Source organism: Pseudoalteromonas neustonica (assembly GCF_001653135.1).
GTDB classification, from domain to species: Bacteria; Pseudomonadota; Gammaproteobacteria; order Enterobacterales; family Alteromonadaceae; genus Pseudoalteromonas; species Pseudoalteromonas neustonica.
This window is the reverse complement of sequence record NZ_BDDS01000004.1, coordinates 142033-160097: the sequence shown is the minus strand read 5'-3', so window position 1 is coordinate 160097 and position 18065 is coordinate 142033. Positions and strand designations below refer to the sequence as shown.

Here is an 18065-nt window from a genome sequence, read left to right as displayed (position 1 = left end):
TTATCGATATGATAATCAGTCTCACTTGCATGATTGGATAATCGGCGTAAAATCAGCCCATTGATGTAATTAATAGAATAAGACGGCATGTTAACATTAGATAAATTAACTATCGGCCAACATGGCTCTGTGGTAAGCATTGATCCCAATGCAAGTTTGCTGCGTCAAAAATTACTCGCGATGGGGCTTACCCCTGGTGCGCCTGTCCATGTGCTACGTTTTTCTCCGTTTGGTGATCCTATGATTATCAAAGTGCGTGGTACTGTTTTAAGTCTTCGTAAAGCTGAGGCTCAATCGATTAATTTGGAACTTGCTGTATGAATCCAAACATAGCTGTTATTGGTAACCCGAACTGTGGTAAAACCACGCTTTTTAATGCACTAACAGGCAGTAAGCAAAAAGTTGGAAATTGGTCAGGCGTGACGATCGATAAAAAAATTGGTCAGTTCAAGGTTGCTGATCAGCGCGTTGATTTGGTTGATTTACCGGGCACATACTCACTTGATGTAAACTCGCAAACACCACTTGACGAAAAAATAGCACGAGATTATGCGCTAAGTGGCGAGGCTGAGCTGATCATTAATATATTAGATGCATCAAACCTGGAACGAAATTTATACCTGACCGCACAGCTACTTGAAATGAAAGTACCTTTGGTTATCGTGTTAAATATGGTTGATGTTGCTAAGCGAAATGGTTTAGTGATAGATACTAAAGCCCTAGAAGAAAAGTTAGGTTGCCCTGTAATTGCGTTAAGTGCCAATAATAAAAAAGGGATTGCAGGATTAAAGTTATGCATTGCTAAAGGCTTAGAGCTTAAACAGGTTTCGTCGCATGTGCCGCATTATGATCAAAAAGTAATGCATGCGACAAAAAAAATTGTTAAAAGCCTACAAGCAAGTGATAAAAAAATAGACAATGTAGATACTCAATGGCTTGCACTGCGTTTATTAGAGCAAGATGAAAGCTGTTTTAGTTACGCTGATCAAGATACACAGGCATTGGCTAAAACACAGTTTGCACAATTTGCTGATCATCATGAACTTGATGTGCTATTTGCTAACGGGCGATATGAATTTGCACATCAGCTTGCTGATCAAGTTCAAAATACCAAGGGTGTAGCATCAGATACGATTAGTGATAAAATTGATGCAATAGTGATCAACCGATTTTTAGGGATCCCAATCTTCCTAGCTATTATGTACGTCATGTTTACAGTTGCGGTGAATGTTGGCGGTGCATTTATAGATTTTTTTGATATTGCCGTTGGCGCTATTTTGGTTGATGGCTTTGGGCAAATACTTACTTCAGTCGGTGCGGCTGATTGGTTACGTGCATTATTAGCCGATGGTATCGGTGGCGGTATTCAGTTAGTTGCGACCTTTATTCCTGTTATTGGCTTTTTATATTTCTGCTTAGCTTTTATTGAGGATTCAGGCTACATGGCTCGCGCTGCATTTATTATGGATAGATTAATGCGGGCCATAGGTTTACCTGGTAAAGCGTTTGTACCCTTAATTGTTGGTTTTGGCTGTAACGTGCCATCGGTTATGGCCACACGGACATTAGAAACTCATAAAGATCGTTTATTGACGATTGCCATGTCGCCGTTTATGTCATGTGGTGCTCGGTTAAGTGTTTATGCATTATTTGTTGCCGCATTTTTTACAACCAATGGTCAAAACCTTGTGTTTGCACTGTATATACTGGGCATAGTAATGGCGGTATTGACAGGGTTAGTACTTAAAAATACCTTATTTAGTCCAACCCTTACACCGTTTATTTTAGAGTTGCCTGCGTATCATATGCCTACGGCAAAAGGGGTACTTTATAAAGCATGGGAGCGTTTAAAAAGCTTTTGTATGCGCGCTGGTAAAACGATTATCGTCGTTTTTGTTATTCTTAAAATACTAAGTTCATTTGGTACCGATTACACCTTTGGTAACGACAACACTGATAAATCAATGCTGAGTGAAATATCAAAATTCGCAACGCCAATATTTTCTCCAATTGGTGTTGAGCAAGATAATTGGCCTGCTACAGTGGGTATATTTACAGGCGTGTTTGCTAAAGAAGCGGTGGTTGGTACCCTAGATAGCTTATATTCAAACTTAGAAGGTGCAAATACGACAAGCGATGAACCGGTTAAAGTTCTTGATAAAGTAGGTGAAGCTTTTTCCAGCGTGCCTGCCAATTTACTGGATGTTTTTGGTAATTTACTCGATCCGTTAGGACTAAATGTCGCGAATGTGAGTGACCAAACGAGTGCTGCGGTAGATCAAGATGTTAATGTGTCAACGTACGCGACTATGGAAAATTTATTTAGTAGTCAATTAGCCGCATTTAGTTACTTGGTGTTTGTACTGTTATATACCCCATGTGTTGCTGTTATGGGCGCCATGTATAGAGAAGCTGGAATGAAGTGGATGCTATTTGTAGCGACTTGGTCAACAGGTCTCGCCTACATTACCGCCTCAGTAGTTTATCAAGTGGGTAATTTTAAACACTCACCTATGTTCTCAGCTTTTTGGTTGTTGGGTTGTGCTGTGGTGGTTGCGTTAGCGGTAAGCTCAATGCGTATTTATGGAAAACGCATGGCAGCTAAAAGCCGCTTGATCCCGGTGGTGAATATTATTTAATCTAGGAGCCATATTTATCAACTATTCGCATGTAGTTGTTTATGAGCAGCGTAGATACACTACTGTGTCGCGTATCTACGCTTATGTACTCAAACAACTTTAAAATTAATGTGTTAATTTGCAGCAATGACATTCGCTTTTTATTACAGCTGAAACACGTATTTAAAGTTGTTTGGTATAACTAATTCTAAATTATAAATACCTTAATCTGAGCTTGAACAATTAAAATTGGTAACTAAGCGTCACCTTGTAGTTTCTCCCTAACTCACTTGGATCGTTTGCTTCGCTGGCAGGTGCGCGTAAATAACGCTTATTGGTTAGGTTGTTTACGCCAAAGCGAACACTGAGATTACTGAGGCTATCACTACCTTGATACTGTGCATTTAAGTTGTAAATACTGTATGTACTTGTACCATAGCCATATTTTTTGTATGTGTCACTAAGGCGTTGCTGCGCCCTGTAATGGAGTAATTGTATACCCACATTAAAGTTATCATTTAATTGATAATTGGTATTCCACGTTAACTTATTTGCTGGGGCTTCAGCATAAGGCTGTTTATTGTAATCAATTGTTCCTAAAAAGAAGTTAGGCAGGCCTATAATGTCCATGTTTAGTTTTGCATATCCTAGGTACATATCGAGATTTTTGTATTGATACTTTGCCTCTATTTCAAAGCCTTCACTTTTTAGCTGACCAATGTTTTTAGCACTATAATCTCGATGTGTTGCAACAGGGATTCCATTGGCAGGATCAGGACCAGGTGAACCGAGCTGCTTATTACCGTCGGCGTCGATGTAGTACATATACGGTACGTTATCTATGTAATCATCAATGTTACTTTTAAAATATATGGCTTTAATGCTGAGCTGATCAATGTATGCAGTATCTTGTCATGCGAAGCCGATACCTCCTTCATAATTTAAAGCACTCTCAGCTTTTAAATTAGGCTGGGGTTCTGAATAGCATAACTTACCGCCGATATGACAGCGCCATTCATCTTTTTTATACAGCTCTTGTAACGAAGGGGCTCTGAATGCCTCAGCCGCTTTCATATAAAAATTTATATTCTCAGTGGCCTTAAATGTTACTCCTAATTCTTTTGATAATGCATTATTTTTATTATCAGCAAAACTAATAAAGGTGTCGCTGCTACGATCATAATTGTCGTAACGAAGCCCCGCAGTTAAAAGAATACGTTTATTAAAGAATTCACTTTGGTCGATTACTGACAGCGATACATTATCGCCTTGGCTTTGTCCGTAGTAACTTGAGAGGGTCTTTTTTTCATATTGTTGCTGGTCAAATAGTTCGCGATCAAAACTAAACTCGATAGCCAATTTATGGTCAATTAAGCCCGTGAATGTTGCGAGGTTGGCAACTCTCAATCCATAGCGTTTGTTTTCACCATTACTGACTTTATCAAAGTCTATTTTATTTTCACCTCGCATAATGTAGCCATTCGTAGTCTCATCGTAGGTTTTTTTGCTATAAAAAGCCTGTACGTCAAGGTCGATAAACATATTTTGAGGTTGGTATGTGTAATTAAGCATACCTTCAATGTAGTCATTTTTGTAATCTTCACTGAGTGTCGGGTAGGTGATCCCCAAATCGAGTCTTTGCCCGTAAGGCTGATCGAGTGACTCTGTTTCACTAAAGTCTAGTTTACTTTGGAGGCTATGCTCAGGCATAAAATACCATGTGTTTTTTAGAGTTAAATTTGTTCTTTGAGACTCATTTTTTATTTTATCGAGTTGTGCAATAGCTTCATCTTCTTGTGCGTGATCTTTTTTAACTATGTCTATATCACTGTAATTTACTTGGCTAATGTACGCTACGGTATCAAGCATATCCGTTAGATGAAAAGCCGATGCTGAATAAAAAACAGCATCAGAAACAGATTGATAGTTTGCAGCAACATTAACACCAACACCATTTTCAGCGGCTAAATAATCAGCTGCATTCTTGGTGACTAAACGAATACTTCCACCAAGTGCGCCCGAACCTACGGTTAAAGAATCAGCACCTCTTAATACTTGGACTTGTTTTAACTGGTTAGGATCAACTCCTAAACTGTTTATTACAGCGATGTTCTGGCTGCCATCAGACTCGCTTTTTCGTTTCACATTATCGACAGATACATGAATTCGCTCACCATATAAACCACGAATTGAAGGTTGACCTGATAAAGGATTAACACTGCCAGATACGTCAACCCCTGGTAATGTTCTAAGTAATTGTGTGAGATCTGCAACTTGCTGGCGTTCAATTTCTTTTGCGTTTAGTGAAGAAACTGATGCGGCAACATCTTGATTATCGAGTGTTAATTTATGGCCAAAAACTTCAATTTTTTCAATATTTGCAGGGGAGTCAGAGTGTGTATTTTGGCTATATACGCCCATTGAACAAGTGGCCGTACTAATACATACAAACAGATGAGAGAGTTTCAAAGTAACAAATCCTTTTAAATGATAATTATTTGCATTTGATCGTAATGTAATACGTAATAACTTATTTTTCAATAAACTATTACTAAAAAATACTAATTTGTGATTAACTATAATGATTAGTGGGCGTTCTTTTGTTTTTTGTAAACCTATAATAATTAATGTTTTTATTTTGTTTTGTTAATTTAAAATAAAAGAGCATTTACTTTAATGGAATAGTTTGGTGCATTTTTATATTTTTATTACATGCTTGCTACAAGTTTGTATTGAGCGCAGTAGCCTCTCAAATTATCAATTTGAAGGGCAATTAACCTGCAAAGTTAGTTTGGGTCTATAAACAGAAAATGAGTATAAAGTTGTTAATTAAAGAGTCACAAATTGGGATACTTATAGCAAACGTTGCGTATAATCGTAGGCCTAGTTTTAAAATAACTGAACTGGTAAAAAATAATGACACCAGCGACTAAATTACTAAAAAAACACCGCATAAATTTTGATCTGCTTAGTTATGAGCATAATCCCAAAGACCAAAACTTTGGTTTAGAAGCCGTTGAAAAGCTAAATTTGCCTGCTGAGAAGGTGTTTAAAACGCTTGTGCTTGAAACTTCTGAGCAAACGTTAATCGTCGCGATTACACCCGTTAGCCAACAAATTAATTTAAAGCAGCTGGCAAAAGCCTGTAAGGCTAAAAAAGTATATATGGCTGCACCGCAAAAAGTAGAAAACAGCACGGGTTATATACTCGGTGGTGTGAGCCCTTTAGGGCAAAAGAAACGTTTAGCAACCTATTTACACGCCAGTGCTGAAAAGTTCGAGACAATCTATGTGAGTGCAGGCAAGCGAGGGCTTGAAATAGCAGTGCCTCCTAATTGTTTACTTAACTTATGTAACGGCCAATATGCCAATTTTTAGCGTAAATTAACCAAATAAAAAAGTATGAGGATACGACCTCCATTCGATGTCAGTTGGCGTTAAAAACAATGAAATTAGGCTGATTGTTGAGGGTTACGTGATAACGACTAAAGGCTTCACCGGTCTTTCTCCTTAGGTTGCTCTATACAAAAAAGAGCTGCTACTTGTGCAAAGTAACCCCTAATATTACCTCCTGTGAAACGCACAACTTTTTATCTTGGGATACCTTGATTATGATTTTGATCACCTTATTTGTCCTTATTCTCTGTGCTTGGTTAATTAAAAACTCTATTTAGTGTTGTTTTTGATTAAATCGGCGCAAAATAAATACATTTCAGCGTACACGTGTAAGCCCTTTTTATTCAATAGCTTACACATCTAAAGATAAATAAATTGAAAAAACTGTTAAAAAGTTGGTTAGAGCAATTGATCTAAAGCAATTTTTATGACGTAATAGAGATATAAATTATCTGGTCGGATGAGTTAATCATGAGTTTACGCACAAAATTAAAAAAAGTATTACCAAGTATTTCAATAACTGAACAAGAAGCCCTTGATGCGGGTGATGTTTGGTTAGAAGGCTCTATCTACCAAGGTAAGCCAGATTTCGACGCATTACGCGCAGTGCCAGCAGCAGTGCTAAGCGCTGACGAACAAGCATTTATAGACGGCCCATTACAAGAGTTACTGGGCATGATCGACGACACACAAATTCAAAATGGTATTCATTTACCTGAGTACATTTTAGACTTTCTAAAAAAGGAACGTTTCTTTTCATTGATCATTCCTAAGTCATTTGGTGGTTTAGAATTTAGCCCTTATGCAAACTCTACCATTGTAGGCACAATTGCAACTAAAAGCTCCGCAGTCGCTGTAACAGTAATGGTTCCGAACTCATTAGGTCCGGGCGAATTATTACTGCATTTTGGTACTAAAGAGCAACAAGCGCATTATTTACCGCGTCTTGCAAATGGCCGTGACATCCCTTGCTTTGCACTAACTAGCCCAGAAGCTGGCTCTGATGCCGGTGGTATTCCAGATTTAGGTACTGTCACTAAAGGCATGTATAACGGCGAAGAAGTACTTGGCCTTGAGATCACGTGGGACAAACGTTATATCACACTCGCACCGATTGCGACTGTACTTGGTTTAGCATTTAAAGTGGTTGATCCTAATGGTTTGCTAGGTGGCAAAGAAAACCTCGGCATTACCTGTGCACTTATTCCAAAAGAGCACCCAGGTGTAGAGCTTGGCAATCGCCACGATCCAATGGGCATTCGTTTTTACAACGGTACTACGCGTGGTAACAAAGTATTTGTACCAATGGACTTTATTATCGGTGGTCAAAATAACATCGGTCGTGGTTGGCAAATGCTGGTTAGCTGCTTAGGCGCTGGCCGTGGTATTTCATTACCAGCACTAGGCGTGAGTACTGCGCAAGTAGCATTTAAAGGTGCCTCTGAATACGCTGCAGTACGTGAGCAATTTGGTCTAGCCATTGGTCAATTTGAAGGTATTCAAGAAAAGCTGGCTGATATTGCTGGTAAAACATACCTACAAGAAGCAATGCGTGTTTTAACCACCGAAGGCTTAGGCATGGGCTTAAAGCCATCTGTCGTGACGGCGATAGCTAAATACCACATGACTGAAATTGGCCGTGATGTGCTTGATTCAGCAATGGATATTCAAGCTGGTAAAGCGATTCAAAATGGCCCGCAAAATACTTTAGCAAGTGGTTATGTTGCACAACCAATTGCAATAACGGTAGAAGGCGCAAACATTCTTACGCGTAACTTAATGATATTTGGTCAAGGTGTTATGCGTTGTCACCCATATTTACAGTCTATGGTTGAATCAATTCACAGTGAAGATAAAGGCGCTGATAAAGAGTTTAACCGCATTTTACGTAAAACTGTGGGTTACAGCGTAGCAAACAGCTTACGTGCGTTCCGTTTAGGTGTTTTACCGTTCACAGCGGGTGCCAATTCACCATTACCTGAAGTACGCGAATATGAAAAAGCAGCGCAAAAATTATCAGCAAAACTTGCGGTATACGCTGATTTCTCGTTATTAGTATTAGGCGGGAAACTTAAACAAGCTGAAATGCTTTCAGCACGCTTAGGTGACGTAATGAGCTTTTTGTATGCAGCAATGGCATCAATTAAGTATTACGAGCAAAAAGTAGCGAGCAGTGAGCGCGAGCAAGCTGCGCCGTACTTCCACTACGCAACGCGTTTTGCACTACAAAGTGCTGAAGAAGCACTGCATAAATTTTTAGATAACTTCCCAGCAAGTGGCACACGTAAGTTTATGCGTTTTATCACTATGAACTACTCAACTAAAATGCCAAAAATCAGTGACGATTTAATTCGTGAATTATCTAAGCAAGCGCAATTAGATACCGCTTTTAAAAAGCAAATCACGCATTTAGTTAAGCCTGTTGAGGGTGATGGGCATCACATCAATGAGCAAGCGTATAAAGCGAAAATGGGGTGTTTAGATTTACTCGCAAAAGTGAAGAAAGCGCTACGTGCTAAAGCAATTAAACCAGGTATTCGTTTTGCACTAACACTTGATAATGCACTTGTTGCAAATGTAATCACTGAAGAAGAGTACGCTAAACTGATTGATTACAATAAAAAACGTGAACGCGCTATCCGCGTTGATGAGTTTGATTTTGATATGAACTTATTGGACGAAAATGCGAAGCCAATAAATCCACTAAAAAGTGTAGTAAATCAGTAACATTTTGAGTTAAATTAATTCAACAATGTAAGCGCCCAGCAGTTCGGGCGCTTTTTTTGTGCGTGTAGAAATGCAGTTATGATTATGCCAATAATAATCTGTAGGCGTAGTAGGCAAGCGACCTCACAAGAGAGTTAATATGAAAATCAAAACAGAAAATGACGAGCGAATATCAGTAACTGCAAAAGCTACTAGCATAGAGCTTGAACGACTTATTAAAAATGAAAGCTGTAATCATGCCGTTATTTTCATGCATGTAATTTGGGTTTAACGCGATAGATGCCCACTTAATGAACGATGTGCGGATGGTGATATAAAAAGAGATAAGTTTTAGCCAAAAGAGTAAGCTTAGTCGCGCAGTTTTACTTGCTCAATTAAAGTGGCTGTCTAGTTTGTTTGTAAATCAAGGAAAGTCAGATACAACAGTGCCGGTTAGCGTTGATTGGCCTTGCCCATCATGTAAGCAAGGGCAGTTGATAATGAAAAGCCTCTGTGCAAAAGATATAAAAACCGACGGTTTAACAACGCAAGGCATAACAATGAATAGTGGTTAATAGTAAGTCGAACCGTTAAAAATAACTCGTTAACTAAGTTGGTGTAACAGTGAATCAGCTTAGATGTGGTGCTGACTAAAATAAGCAAAAAAGATAACAGCAGGCAAGAAACGATATAAAAAAGCGTAAAAATGAAATAAATAAACAGTAATTAACACGTTTAGTAGTAAAAAGATGTCCAATAAACTGCAATCAACAACTTCCCTAAAAAAGAGAATTCCTATAGCATTAAGCATACCAATAAAATGTTGAATGGGGTGTATGCTTCGTTCAACAAGATATGTATACGATACAAACAATGTAACGTATAAATACTAAGACGTTAGGTGCATCGGAGGCATAATTGAATATTCAGATAAGTAAGATATCGTCACATCAAACAAGTAAAGCTATCGCATTAACATTTTTTGTTCTTACTTTACCATTTGGCTTTATAGGGCTAGCGCTATTCTTTTTCGGACCTGATTTTGAGAGTCATAATGGTCAAGGTTTCCCTTATTTATTATTTGTTTTTGCACCAGTGATTTACGGTGTAATGTTTTATTTTATGCAGCGCTTATTTTGTTTTGCTTATAATCTTGTCGCTAAAAGGTTTGGTGGCATAGAATTCGAAACAAAGGAGTAATCTGCACCTAATCGGGTAGCCGGAGGTCTCTAATCTCGAGCCCCCACATCACCCATCATGTGCTTTTTATTAACTGGAAGTGCAATGGGCGGCTCATCTCCCGTAATGAATATTGATCCAAATATCTCTCAATGACACTAACCCTTGTGACGCTAAGTAGTCATTGCCTAGCGCAATGTTAATTCCTTTTGTTTTTGAGCTTCTACAAGGGCCTTTGCTTCCAAGCGCCTACTTTTGGTACTGGTGATACCGCATGCTATGGCCAGTCGTTTACTAACCCCTAATTTCATTAAACAGCGTACTTTAGTGCGCGCGAACACGAACAAAGATGACACCCATTCTAAAGTTTTCTATCACTCTTGTTATAGGCAGCGTAAAAATTAGTTTGCGACCCACAATGACTGAAGCTTGTTTTAGTCACAACAATATGGAAAATTCTAATTTATCTCACTAGAAAGAATAAATATCTCCCCTGAAAATTGGTTAATACTCACCTTATATTGGTTACTGCGAAGATTTAAACAGAAATCGAAGCAGCAACCTTAGCAAATACAAAAAACTATTGGCGTAGTTCTAACACTCTAATCAAACGTTAAATATTGGCTCAAAACGAGAATATGCATGCTTGTAATTTTAAAACCGGGCGATGTTTTGTACTGGTGTAATAAGTTGTAATGAGTCTTTTCTTCGTTAGCTGTTAACTTAAATCTAGTTAAAACTATCAATGTAAAAAACGTTTAAGTTAATAAGCATAAGGAGAAATATAATGTGTACAGACTTTTCAATTAAAGCTATAAATTCAGGTGTTTCGAATAGTATCCCAGTGATAGGCCGTTCAATGGAGTTGGGCCCAGATTTGAAATCAGAGCTGTTTTTCAGGGCTGATGGGCATGAATATAAGCAAAGTGCTTTGAAAAAGCTGACCCAGTCAGATTTTCAGGATGATTCAGGACTATTTGTTCTTCGTGATGATATTGAATCGATTAATCAACGCCTCTTGACTTGGACTGGTAGCTATAGTTTTGTTGCAATGAATGGCTTTAACCTTGATATTGCCAAGTCCTTAGGTGTGTCAGAAACATTTGCAAATATAATGACCAATGGGTTAAATACTGAAGGCTTAACTACGGGGGCTATGGTACTGGCGCAAAGTGAGTATCAGTCTCCTTTTGATGAAAATAAAGAAATTATCCATAATAACATTGTCTATTACCCTAGTATTACAACGTGGATATTATCAAACTGTGCGACCTGCCAAGACGTTATTGATGGATTGCAATATGATTATCTCGTGTTGAATAAAGGTGGGTCTAATTTAAAAGAGGCTGTATCGGATAACAGAAGAAAGATTTTGGTTGTTAGTCCTTTCTCTAAAGTTCCAAATGCAATGAAATTTCACTTTCCTGTGCATGATGCCAAAGGGAATAGCATTGTTTTAGAATATACGCAGGGAAAATTAACGATTACAGATCTGAACCCTATTGGTGTGCTTACTAATGATCCTTTGATTGCTTGGCAGCAAGAGAATGTTCGTTATAACTACGTAAATGTAATGCCATATAATTTTCAGAACGAAAGTGGTGAGCCAACGATGCCGAGTGTGGAAGCATATAAAAGTGCTGCATCTAACTTTCAATGTAACTCTTATGCGCAAGGAACTGGTTTTTCTGGTGTTCCAGGAAGTTCAACACCCGTTGATCGCTTTGTGAGAGCTGCAATGATGACGAACTTTTCATTCCCAGTTTCACAATTTACCACTCAGTATGAAGTAGATAAAGCAAATAGTGTGGAGCATAGCTTCACAACAGGGGTGTCAGCGATACAGAACGATATTAAAGTAGGACGAGTAGATGCAACTACGTTGGCTTTTCATATATTAAATACGGTTGACATTCCATTGGGGACTAGTCGGGATTCTGAAGGCGAAAATGTTCACGATTTTACACAATGGGTAACGGTGTCTGATTTGAAAAATAAAACTTTCTCCGTAAGAATGTACCAATCTCCTCAGGTATTTAGCATTAATTTGATGGAATTAGATTTCAAGCATTTGCAAAAATATATCCATATGCTAGACACGAATATTAAGTCGATAGATATAACCACTCAATTAAATAAAAAATCTTAATCACATGATTTAAAGTTAAGCTGTGAAGAGGTTTTTAATTTACTTTTCACTGCTTAGACTTTTTATTGTTCAAAGGAATAAAAATGCAGAGCTTGCTTATCGAAAAAAATTTAATTCAAATTATGCCTGATGCAAAAGCGGAGCACATAGCACTATTTATACCGGCCTTACAGTCTCAAGTGACTAAATTTGATATTAATTCAGCATTGAGGTTAGCGCACTTTATTGCACAAGTCGCGCATGAAAGTGGATGCTTTAGATACAGAGTCGAAAATCTGAACTATAGCGCAAGAGCGCTACGTGCTGTGTTTGGTAAGTATTTTACATCGGATGAAATGGCACTGCAATATGCACGAAAACAAGAAGCCATAGCAAATATTGTTTATGCTAACAAAATGGGGAACGGGGATGAGCGCTCAGGAGATGGTTGGCATTATAAAGGACGTGGGCTTATTCATCTAACAGGCAAAGATAGCTATGCTGGATGTGCAGACTATCTTGATATAGATATTGTATCTGAACCTGAACAACTCCAACGTGACCCGCAAATTATGGTGGGCAGCGCATGTTATTTATGGCAAGTGCTAAAGCTGAATGAATTGGCGGATAAAGATGATTTAAATAGTATTACTTGCAAAATAAATGGCGGTTATCATGGCTTAGAAAGCCGCGGTGACTTTTTAGAACGTGCTAAACAATGTTTTGAAATAGATTAAAAACCAGTTAAATTAGGTTTAAGCGTGAAGGTATTTAATGACATACTACCTGCCTATTATTTATAAGAGGTAGGTTGTTGATGTATAAACAGCTATTAGCAAATCATTATAAAGAAATACACATTAATAGCACGATTACATCCTTATGGAGTGGGTGTGGGGAAATAGTACGCTGCAATTTAGATGGCATTGATTGTGTAATTAAAGCGATTGCAGTGCCCGATCATATAAATCACCCACGGATCTCACAAACGCAGTTTGCTATTAATCGCAAGCGCCGCTCTTATGATGTTGAATACTATTGGTATCAACATTATGCGCAATCGTTACCTGCCCAATCACCCGCGCTTAGTTGTTTTAATACACTAAAAAATGAGCATCAACGTGTACTTTTATTTTCTGATTTTGAGTGTGATGGCTTTGCTGCAGCTGAAAAAATACCATCGCATATAAACGCGATTATTAAATGGTTGGCTTACTTTCATGCTGTTAATTTTCAGCAACGTCCACTGGGATTGTGGCCTCAAGGAAATTATTGGCATTTAGATACTCGGCCAGATGAATATGAAAAAATTTCAGATGCTGTAATAAAACAAAAAGCACAGTGCTTTGACAGAGAAATACGCAATTGCGAGTATCAAACACTCATTCATGGCGATGCTAAATTAGCAAACTTTGCTGTTGGAATAACTACAGAGCAGGCGCTTGGGTATGATTTCCAATATGTAGGTGGTGGAGTTGGCGTTACCGACTTAATGTATTTTTTAGGTAGTTGTCTTACTAACACAGAATTAGAACAGGCTAGTGATGATTATTTAGCAAAGTACTTTGATTATTTTACGCAGGCAATGCATGAATATCATCGTGGAGTTGATGCTTCTATAATCGTTGATAATTGGCGTGCTTTATGGCCTGTGGTATGGGCTGACTTTTATCGCTTTTTGTTAGGATGGAGCCCAAACCATGTAAAAATAAACAATTATATGCAAGAGCAATATCAAGCGCTAGATACATATTGAAAATATAATAGCTAAAGTAATACAGTAGGAATAGATTAAAGATGAATAAAGTTATACGTTGGGGAATGGTTGGCTGTGGTGCAGTGACCGAGGTGAAAAGTGGACCTGCTTATCAGAATACGGCTCAGTTTGAATTGCATGGTGTAACACGAAGGGATCTGGTTTTAGCCAAAGATTATGCTGCACGTCATGGCGTGCCTAATGTTTATTCAAGCGCGAGTGAATTAATAGCATGTCCTGAAATAGATGCGATATACATAGCGACACCACCAGATAGTCACATGGAACTTGCTTTGCAAGTTGCAGCAGCAGGTAAGCCTTGTTGCATTGAAAAGCCATTGGCACCAACTTATCACGAATGTGAAATTATTCATGATGCATTTGCGCAGCAAGGTCTGCCTTTATATGTTGCCTATTATCGTCGTTCATTACCTCGATTTAATAAAGTGAAGACTTTGATTGAAAGCAATGTAATTGGTGACATCCGACATGTTAATTGGCATTTAAATAAAGCACCAAATCAACTTGATTTATCTGGGAAATATAACTGGCGTACAGATAAAAGTATTGCTCTTGGTGGCTATTTTGATGATTTAGCGAGCCATGGTTTAGATCTATTTAGCTATTTATTTGGAGAGTTTGAGCAAGTTAAAGGATTGGCCAGCAATCAGCAAAAACTATATGGTGCATTTGATGCCATTACAGCATGTTGGCAGCATAAAAGTGGCGTTACGGGATCGGGTAGTTGGAACTTTGGTGGCTTTTCGCGTTACGACACCGTTACGTTATATGGCCAAAGAGGTGAAATAACTTTCAGTGTATTTGATGAGCAAGTAATCAAAGTTACAACGCTTAACGGTATAGAGGAATACACAATTGCTAATCCGGCACATATTCATCAATATCACGTACAGAACATAGCGCTGGATCTTCTTTCCCAATCAGGTCACCCATCGACAGGTACAACCGCTATGCATACGAGCTGGGTTATGGAACAAATAATAATGCCAACGTAGACAATCGTGTCAGAGTAAAACACACGCTACCCGAAGTGATTGGTCTAGGGGCGATTAAATAGCCCCAACATTGAACAAATTTCAATCCACAAAGGCCAACACGCCCTAGCTTAAAAAAACTCGAATAAAAGAGTGAGGGTACAGCTTACTGTTTATAGGCTTTCTCAAGTGCACGGATCAACACGGCTTGTTCTGTATGTGGGAACGCTGCTTTATGTACATCGATAATATCCTTAAAAATTGACGGTTCTTGTAAGGCTGTATCAAATAAGTTGATTGCTTTTTTACCTTCTTTTGATGGTGAGCATGCAATGTAACCAAAAATAGCTTGTTCAACTTTATTTATAGTTAAATAACGAATATTACTCATTCGTGGATCTTTGCTGTGCCGCGAAATGAAAACAGCACTGTACTCGATGATTGCATCAATTTTGTTTTGAAATAGCATATGGCTTAACCGAAGTGCACTGGTAGTGCCGGGTAAAGGCATAAACGCATCACTATTTGCAGCTATAAATGCATCAATTTTTTCCCCGTATGAACGGCCTTTGGTTATTCCAATAGTAAGTTTATGCTTATTGATAGCGTCGCTTAGGGTGATATCTTTAGGTAGCTCAGGGTGATTAAGTACAACTAAGCGGTTTGATGGAAATGCCATTATTGGATAACGGTTAAAAAGCGCATTCTTTTCTCGTTCTGGGTTTTTTACTTTGTTGTATAAGCATACATCAGTAAATTTATGCAGCTGTTGCCATTCACGTAATCTACTTGCAGGAATAAATGTTAGCGATACAGCACCATTTAGTTGTTGTTCTAATTTTAGCATCATACCCGTAGCAATGTTTTGGGGAGAATTATCAAGCTGAGGTGCAAAATCAGTCATAATTTTAATGTGTAAAGTTGTATTTTTAGCAGCATTGGCGTGGGCCGTAAACATCATGATGAACGTGAGTAAGCTCAGTATTACTTTAGGCATTGGGCAAACATATAGATACGCTTAATTATTACGTAAGTATAGGGTATGAAATATCATAAAGCTCTATTATTGTGTTAAATGGTACTAATTGAGTGCGTTGATATCATGGATTGAGGCTATTTACTTAGTTTATATGGTATAGATTGTAAGTTAAGTATAACCCGAATAACTGCTGTGATTTAATCTGAGCATGTTTAATCATTTAGCACATTCTAATGACTCAATAATTTGGATGAATAAAGAGCAATAAAGTGTGCTTTTTCGATACTGGGTATGTTTTTTCGCATGATTTTGCTTTTTTAAAAGTCTCTCAAGATTTTTTAAGCTAAAATAATCGCAGTTTATTTTCCTTTTAGGCGCTATTATGACAATCCATGTAATTAATCACCCACTTGTTCAACACAAACTTGGCCTTATGCGAGAGCATGGCATCAGTACCAAGAGTTTTCGTGAGCTTTCATCTGAAGTTGGTACGTTATTAACTTACGAAGCGACTAAAAATCTCCCCCTTGAAAAAGTAGAAATCACCAGCTGGGATGGCAATCAACTCGATGTAGAGCATATCAAAGGTAAAAAAATAACGGTTGTACCAATTTTACGTGCCGGCCTTGGCATGATGGATGGTGTAATGCAGTTATTGCCAGCCGCTAAAGTGAGTGTTGTTGGCTTACAGCGTAATGAAGAAACCCTTGAGCCAATCCCGTATTTTGAAAAGCTCGTAGGTAAAATTGATGAGCGTTTAAGCCTTGTGATTGACCCTATGTTAGCAACGGGTGGTTCCATGATTGCTACTATCGATATGCTTAAAAAAGCAGGTTGTAAAGAAATTAAAGTTATTGTGCTAGTTGCAGCGCCAGAAGGCGTAGAAAAAACACTTGCAGTACACCCTGATGTAGAAATATTTACCGCAGCGCTAGATAGTCACCTGAACGAAAAAGGCTATATCATTCCAGGTCTTGGTGATGCAGGTGATAAAATATTTGGCACCGTGTAGGTGTGATGGTGAATAACGCTACTTTTTCAATCAAAACTATTTTAACCGGGGCGCAAATGCTATTTGTAGCCTTTGGTGCCTTGGTATTAGTGCCATTGCTTACGGGGCTTGACCCTAACGTCGCACTATTTACCGCGGGCATTGGCACACTGCTATTTCATGTTGTGACTAAAGGCCAAGTGCCTATATTTTTAGCCTCATCTTTTGCTTTTATCGCCCCTATAATCGCATGTGTACAGCTGTGGGGTGTGCCTGCAACTATGGGGGGCTTAATGGCGGCGGGCTTTGCTTATATGGCGCTGAGCTTACTTGTTAAGCTCAAAGGTGTTGCGACATTGCATAAAATATTGCCACCTGTTGTTGTGGGCCCTGTGATCATGGTGATTGGCTTAGCGCTTGCACCCGTGGCAGTAAATATGGCGATGGGTAAAAGTGGTGATGGATCAGTGCAGTTAATTGCTTATGATCAAGCCATTTGGATTGCCGCTTTCTCGTTGTTAGTGACGTTAGTTTTTGCTGTTTGGGGTAAGGGTGTATTTAAGCTTATTCCTATTTTAGCGGGTGTCATTGCAGGCTATAGTTTATCGCTTTATTTAGGCATAGTGCAGTTTGATGCTGTGACGAATGCACAGTGGATAGCCATGCCTGCTTTTACGTGGCCAGAGTTTAAATGGCAAGCTGTGTTATTTATGGTACCAGTGGCAATAGCACCTGCCATTGAACATATTGGCGATATGATGGCCATTAGCCAAGTAACCAATAAAGATTATTTGAAAAAACCGGGATTACATCGGACTTTGTTTGGCGATGGGTTGGCTACAACTGCGGCATCTTTATTCGGAGGCCCGCCTAATACCACCTATTCAGAAGTAACAGGTGCAGTGATGCTTACGCGAAACTTTAACCCTAAAGTTATGATGTGGACTGCAATCATTGCCATTATTTTAGCTTTTGTGGCAAAAATGGGCGCTGGGTTACAAACCATTCCTGTGCCTGTTATGGGTGGGATCATGATTTTATTGTTTGGCTCAATTGCCGTGGTTGGTTTAAATTCATTAGTAAAATGTGGTGAAGACCTCACTGCGCCGCGTAATTTGAGTATTGTGGCGTTAATTTTAGTGTGCGGAATTGGTGGCATGCACATTGGCGGCAGTGAGTTTAGTTTACAAGGCGTTAGTTTATGCGCAATTTTAGGTATTGTGTTGAATTTAGTATTACCAAAGGCCGATGAAGCAACGTAATTGCTAACAACGAATGTTTATTTTGTCTCAAAATAGCGCATTTATATGCGCTATT

General features: G+C 38.6%; 15 protein-coding genes and 1 pseudogene. 13 read left to right on the top strand and 3 right to left on the bottom strand.

From position 1 onward, the window contains the following. Positions 1-87 precede the first annotated feature (87 nt). Positions 88-321, top strand: coding sequence for a FeoA family protein (locus A7967_RS08120; protein WP_054204957.1), 234 nt, complete (start codon positions 88-90; stop codon positions 319-321). Continuing rightward, complete coding sequence (feoB, locus tag A7967_RS08115) at positions 318-2639, top strand: Fe(2+) transporter permease subunit FeoB (protein ID WP_064435616.1); 2322 nt, start codon at positions 318-320, stop codon at positions 2637-2639. Before A7967_RS08120 ends, feoB begins: the two co-directional genes overlap by 4 nt. 222 nt (positions 2640-2861) lie before the next feature. Here feoB and A7967_RS23630 read toward each other — a convergent pair whose 3' ends face one another. Both A7967_RS23630 and A7967_RS08110 read right to left on the bottom strand, forming a co-directional pair. Next, complete coding sequence (locus A7967_RS23630) at positions 2862-3443, bottom strand: porin family protein (RefSeq protein WP_369691060.1); 582 nt, start codon at positions 3441-3443, stop codon at positions 2862-2864. Positions 3444-3530: 87 nt separating this feature from the next. Beyond that, positions 3531-5087 carry a TonB-dependent receptor domain-containing protein gene (locus tag A7967_RS08110; protein ID WP_369691059.1) on the bottom strand — a complete coding sequence of 519 codons (1557 nt, stop codon included), beginning with the start codon at positions 5085-5087 and terminating at the stop codon, positions 3531-3533. Between the two features lie 447 nt (positions 5088-5534). On the opposite strand from A7967_RS08110, the gene ybaK reads away from it, so the two are divergent. The 9 genes and pseudogenes from ybaK to A7967_RS08075 all read left to right on the top strand — a co-directional run bounded on the left by ybaK (position 5535) and on the right by A7967_RS08075 (position 14799). Further along, positions 5535-5996, top strand: a complete 462-nt coding sequence (gene ybaK, locus A7967_RS08105; RefSeq protein ID WP_064435615.1) for a Cys-tRNA(Pro) deacylase — start codon at positions 5535-5537, stop codon at positions 5994-5996. A gap of 489 nt (positions 5997-6485) precedes the next feature. Next, a complete protein-coding gene (locus A7967_RS08100; protein ID WP_064435614.1) occupies positions 6486-8741 on the top strand; it encodes an acyl-CoA dehydrogenase in 2256 nt (751 codons plus the stop codon). Positions 8742-8880: 139 nt separating this feature from the next. Next, positions 8881-9012: a hypothetical protein gene (locus A7967_RS23550; protein ID WP_280138097.1), complete on the top strand. Its 132-nt coding sequence runs from the start codon at positions 8881-8883 to the stop codon at positions 9010-9012. A gap of 130 nt (positions 9013-9142) precedes the next feature. Beyond that, a pseudogene (locus tag A7967_RS22980) lies at positions 9143-9295 on the top strand (IS91 family transposase); the annotation flags it as partial. Positions 9296-9638: 343 nt separating this feature from the next. Further along, positions 9639-9920: a hypothetical protein gene (locus tag A7967_RS08095; protein WP_064435613.1), complete on the top strand. Its 282-nt coding sequence runs from the start codon at positions 9639-9641 to the stop codon at positions 9918-9920. 766 nt (positions 9921-10686) lie between these two features. After that, the gene (locus A7967_RS08090; RefSeq protein WP_064435612.1) at positions 10687-12048 is read left to right on the top strand and encodes a linear amide C-N hydrolase; all 1362 of its coding nucleotides are present in this window, start codon (positions 10687-10689) and stop codon (positions 12046-12048) included. An 83-nt stretch (positions 12049-12131) separates the two neighbouring features. Next, complete coding sequence (locus tag A7967_RS08085; RefSeq protein WP_064435611.1) at positions 12132-12764, top strand: glycoside hydrolase family 19 protein; 633 nt, start codon at positions 12132-12134, stop codon at positions 12762-12764. A gap of 80 nt (positions 12765-12844) precedes the next feature. After that, positions 12845-13783: an oxidoreductase family protein gene (locus A7967_RS08080; RefSeq protein WP_064435610.1), complete on the top strand. Its 939-nt coding sequence runs from the start codon at positions 12845-12847 to the stop codon at positions 13781-13783. Positions 13784-13824: 41 nt separating this feature from the next. Continuing rightward, positions 13825-14799 (top strand): Gfo/Idh/MocA family protein, encoded by a 975-nt coding sequence (locus tag A7967_RS08075; protein WP_064435609.1) that lies wholly within the window; start codon positions 13825-13827, stop codon positions 14797-14799. Positions 14800-14944: 145 nt separating this feature from the next. Here A7967_RS08075 and A7967_RS08070 read toward each other — a convergent pair whose 3' ends face one another. Next, positions 14945-15775 carry a hypothetical protein gene (locus A7967_RS08070; protein ID WP_054203882.1) on the bottom strand — a complete coding sequence of 277 codons (831 nt, stop codon included), beginning with the start codon at positions 15773-15775 and terminating at the stop codon, positions 14945-14947. A gap of 364 nt (positions 15776-16139) precedes the next feature. On the opposite strand from A7967_RS08070, the gene upp reads away from it, so the two are divergent. Both upp and A7967_RS08060 read left to right on the top strand, forming a co-directional pair. Continuing rightward, positions 16140-16769, top strand: a complete 630-nt coding sequence (gene upp / locus A7967_RS08065) for a uracil phosphoribosyltransferase (RefSeq protein WP_054203881.1) — start codon at positions 16140-16142, stop codon at positions 16767-16769. 5 nt (positions 16770-16774) lie between these two features. Then, positions 16775-18010, top strand: a complete 1236-nt coding sequence (locus A7967_RS08060; protein WP_054203880.1) for a uracil-xanthine permease family protein — start codon at positions 16775-16777, stop codon at positions 18008-18010. The last annotated feature ends 55 nt before the right edge of the window (positions 18011-18065 follow it).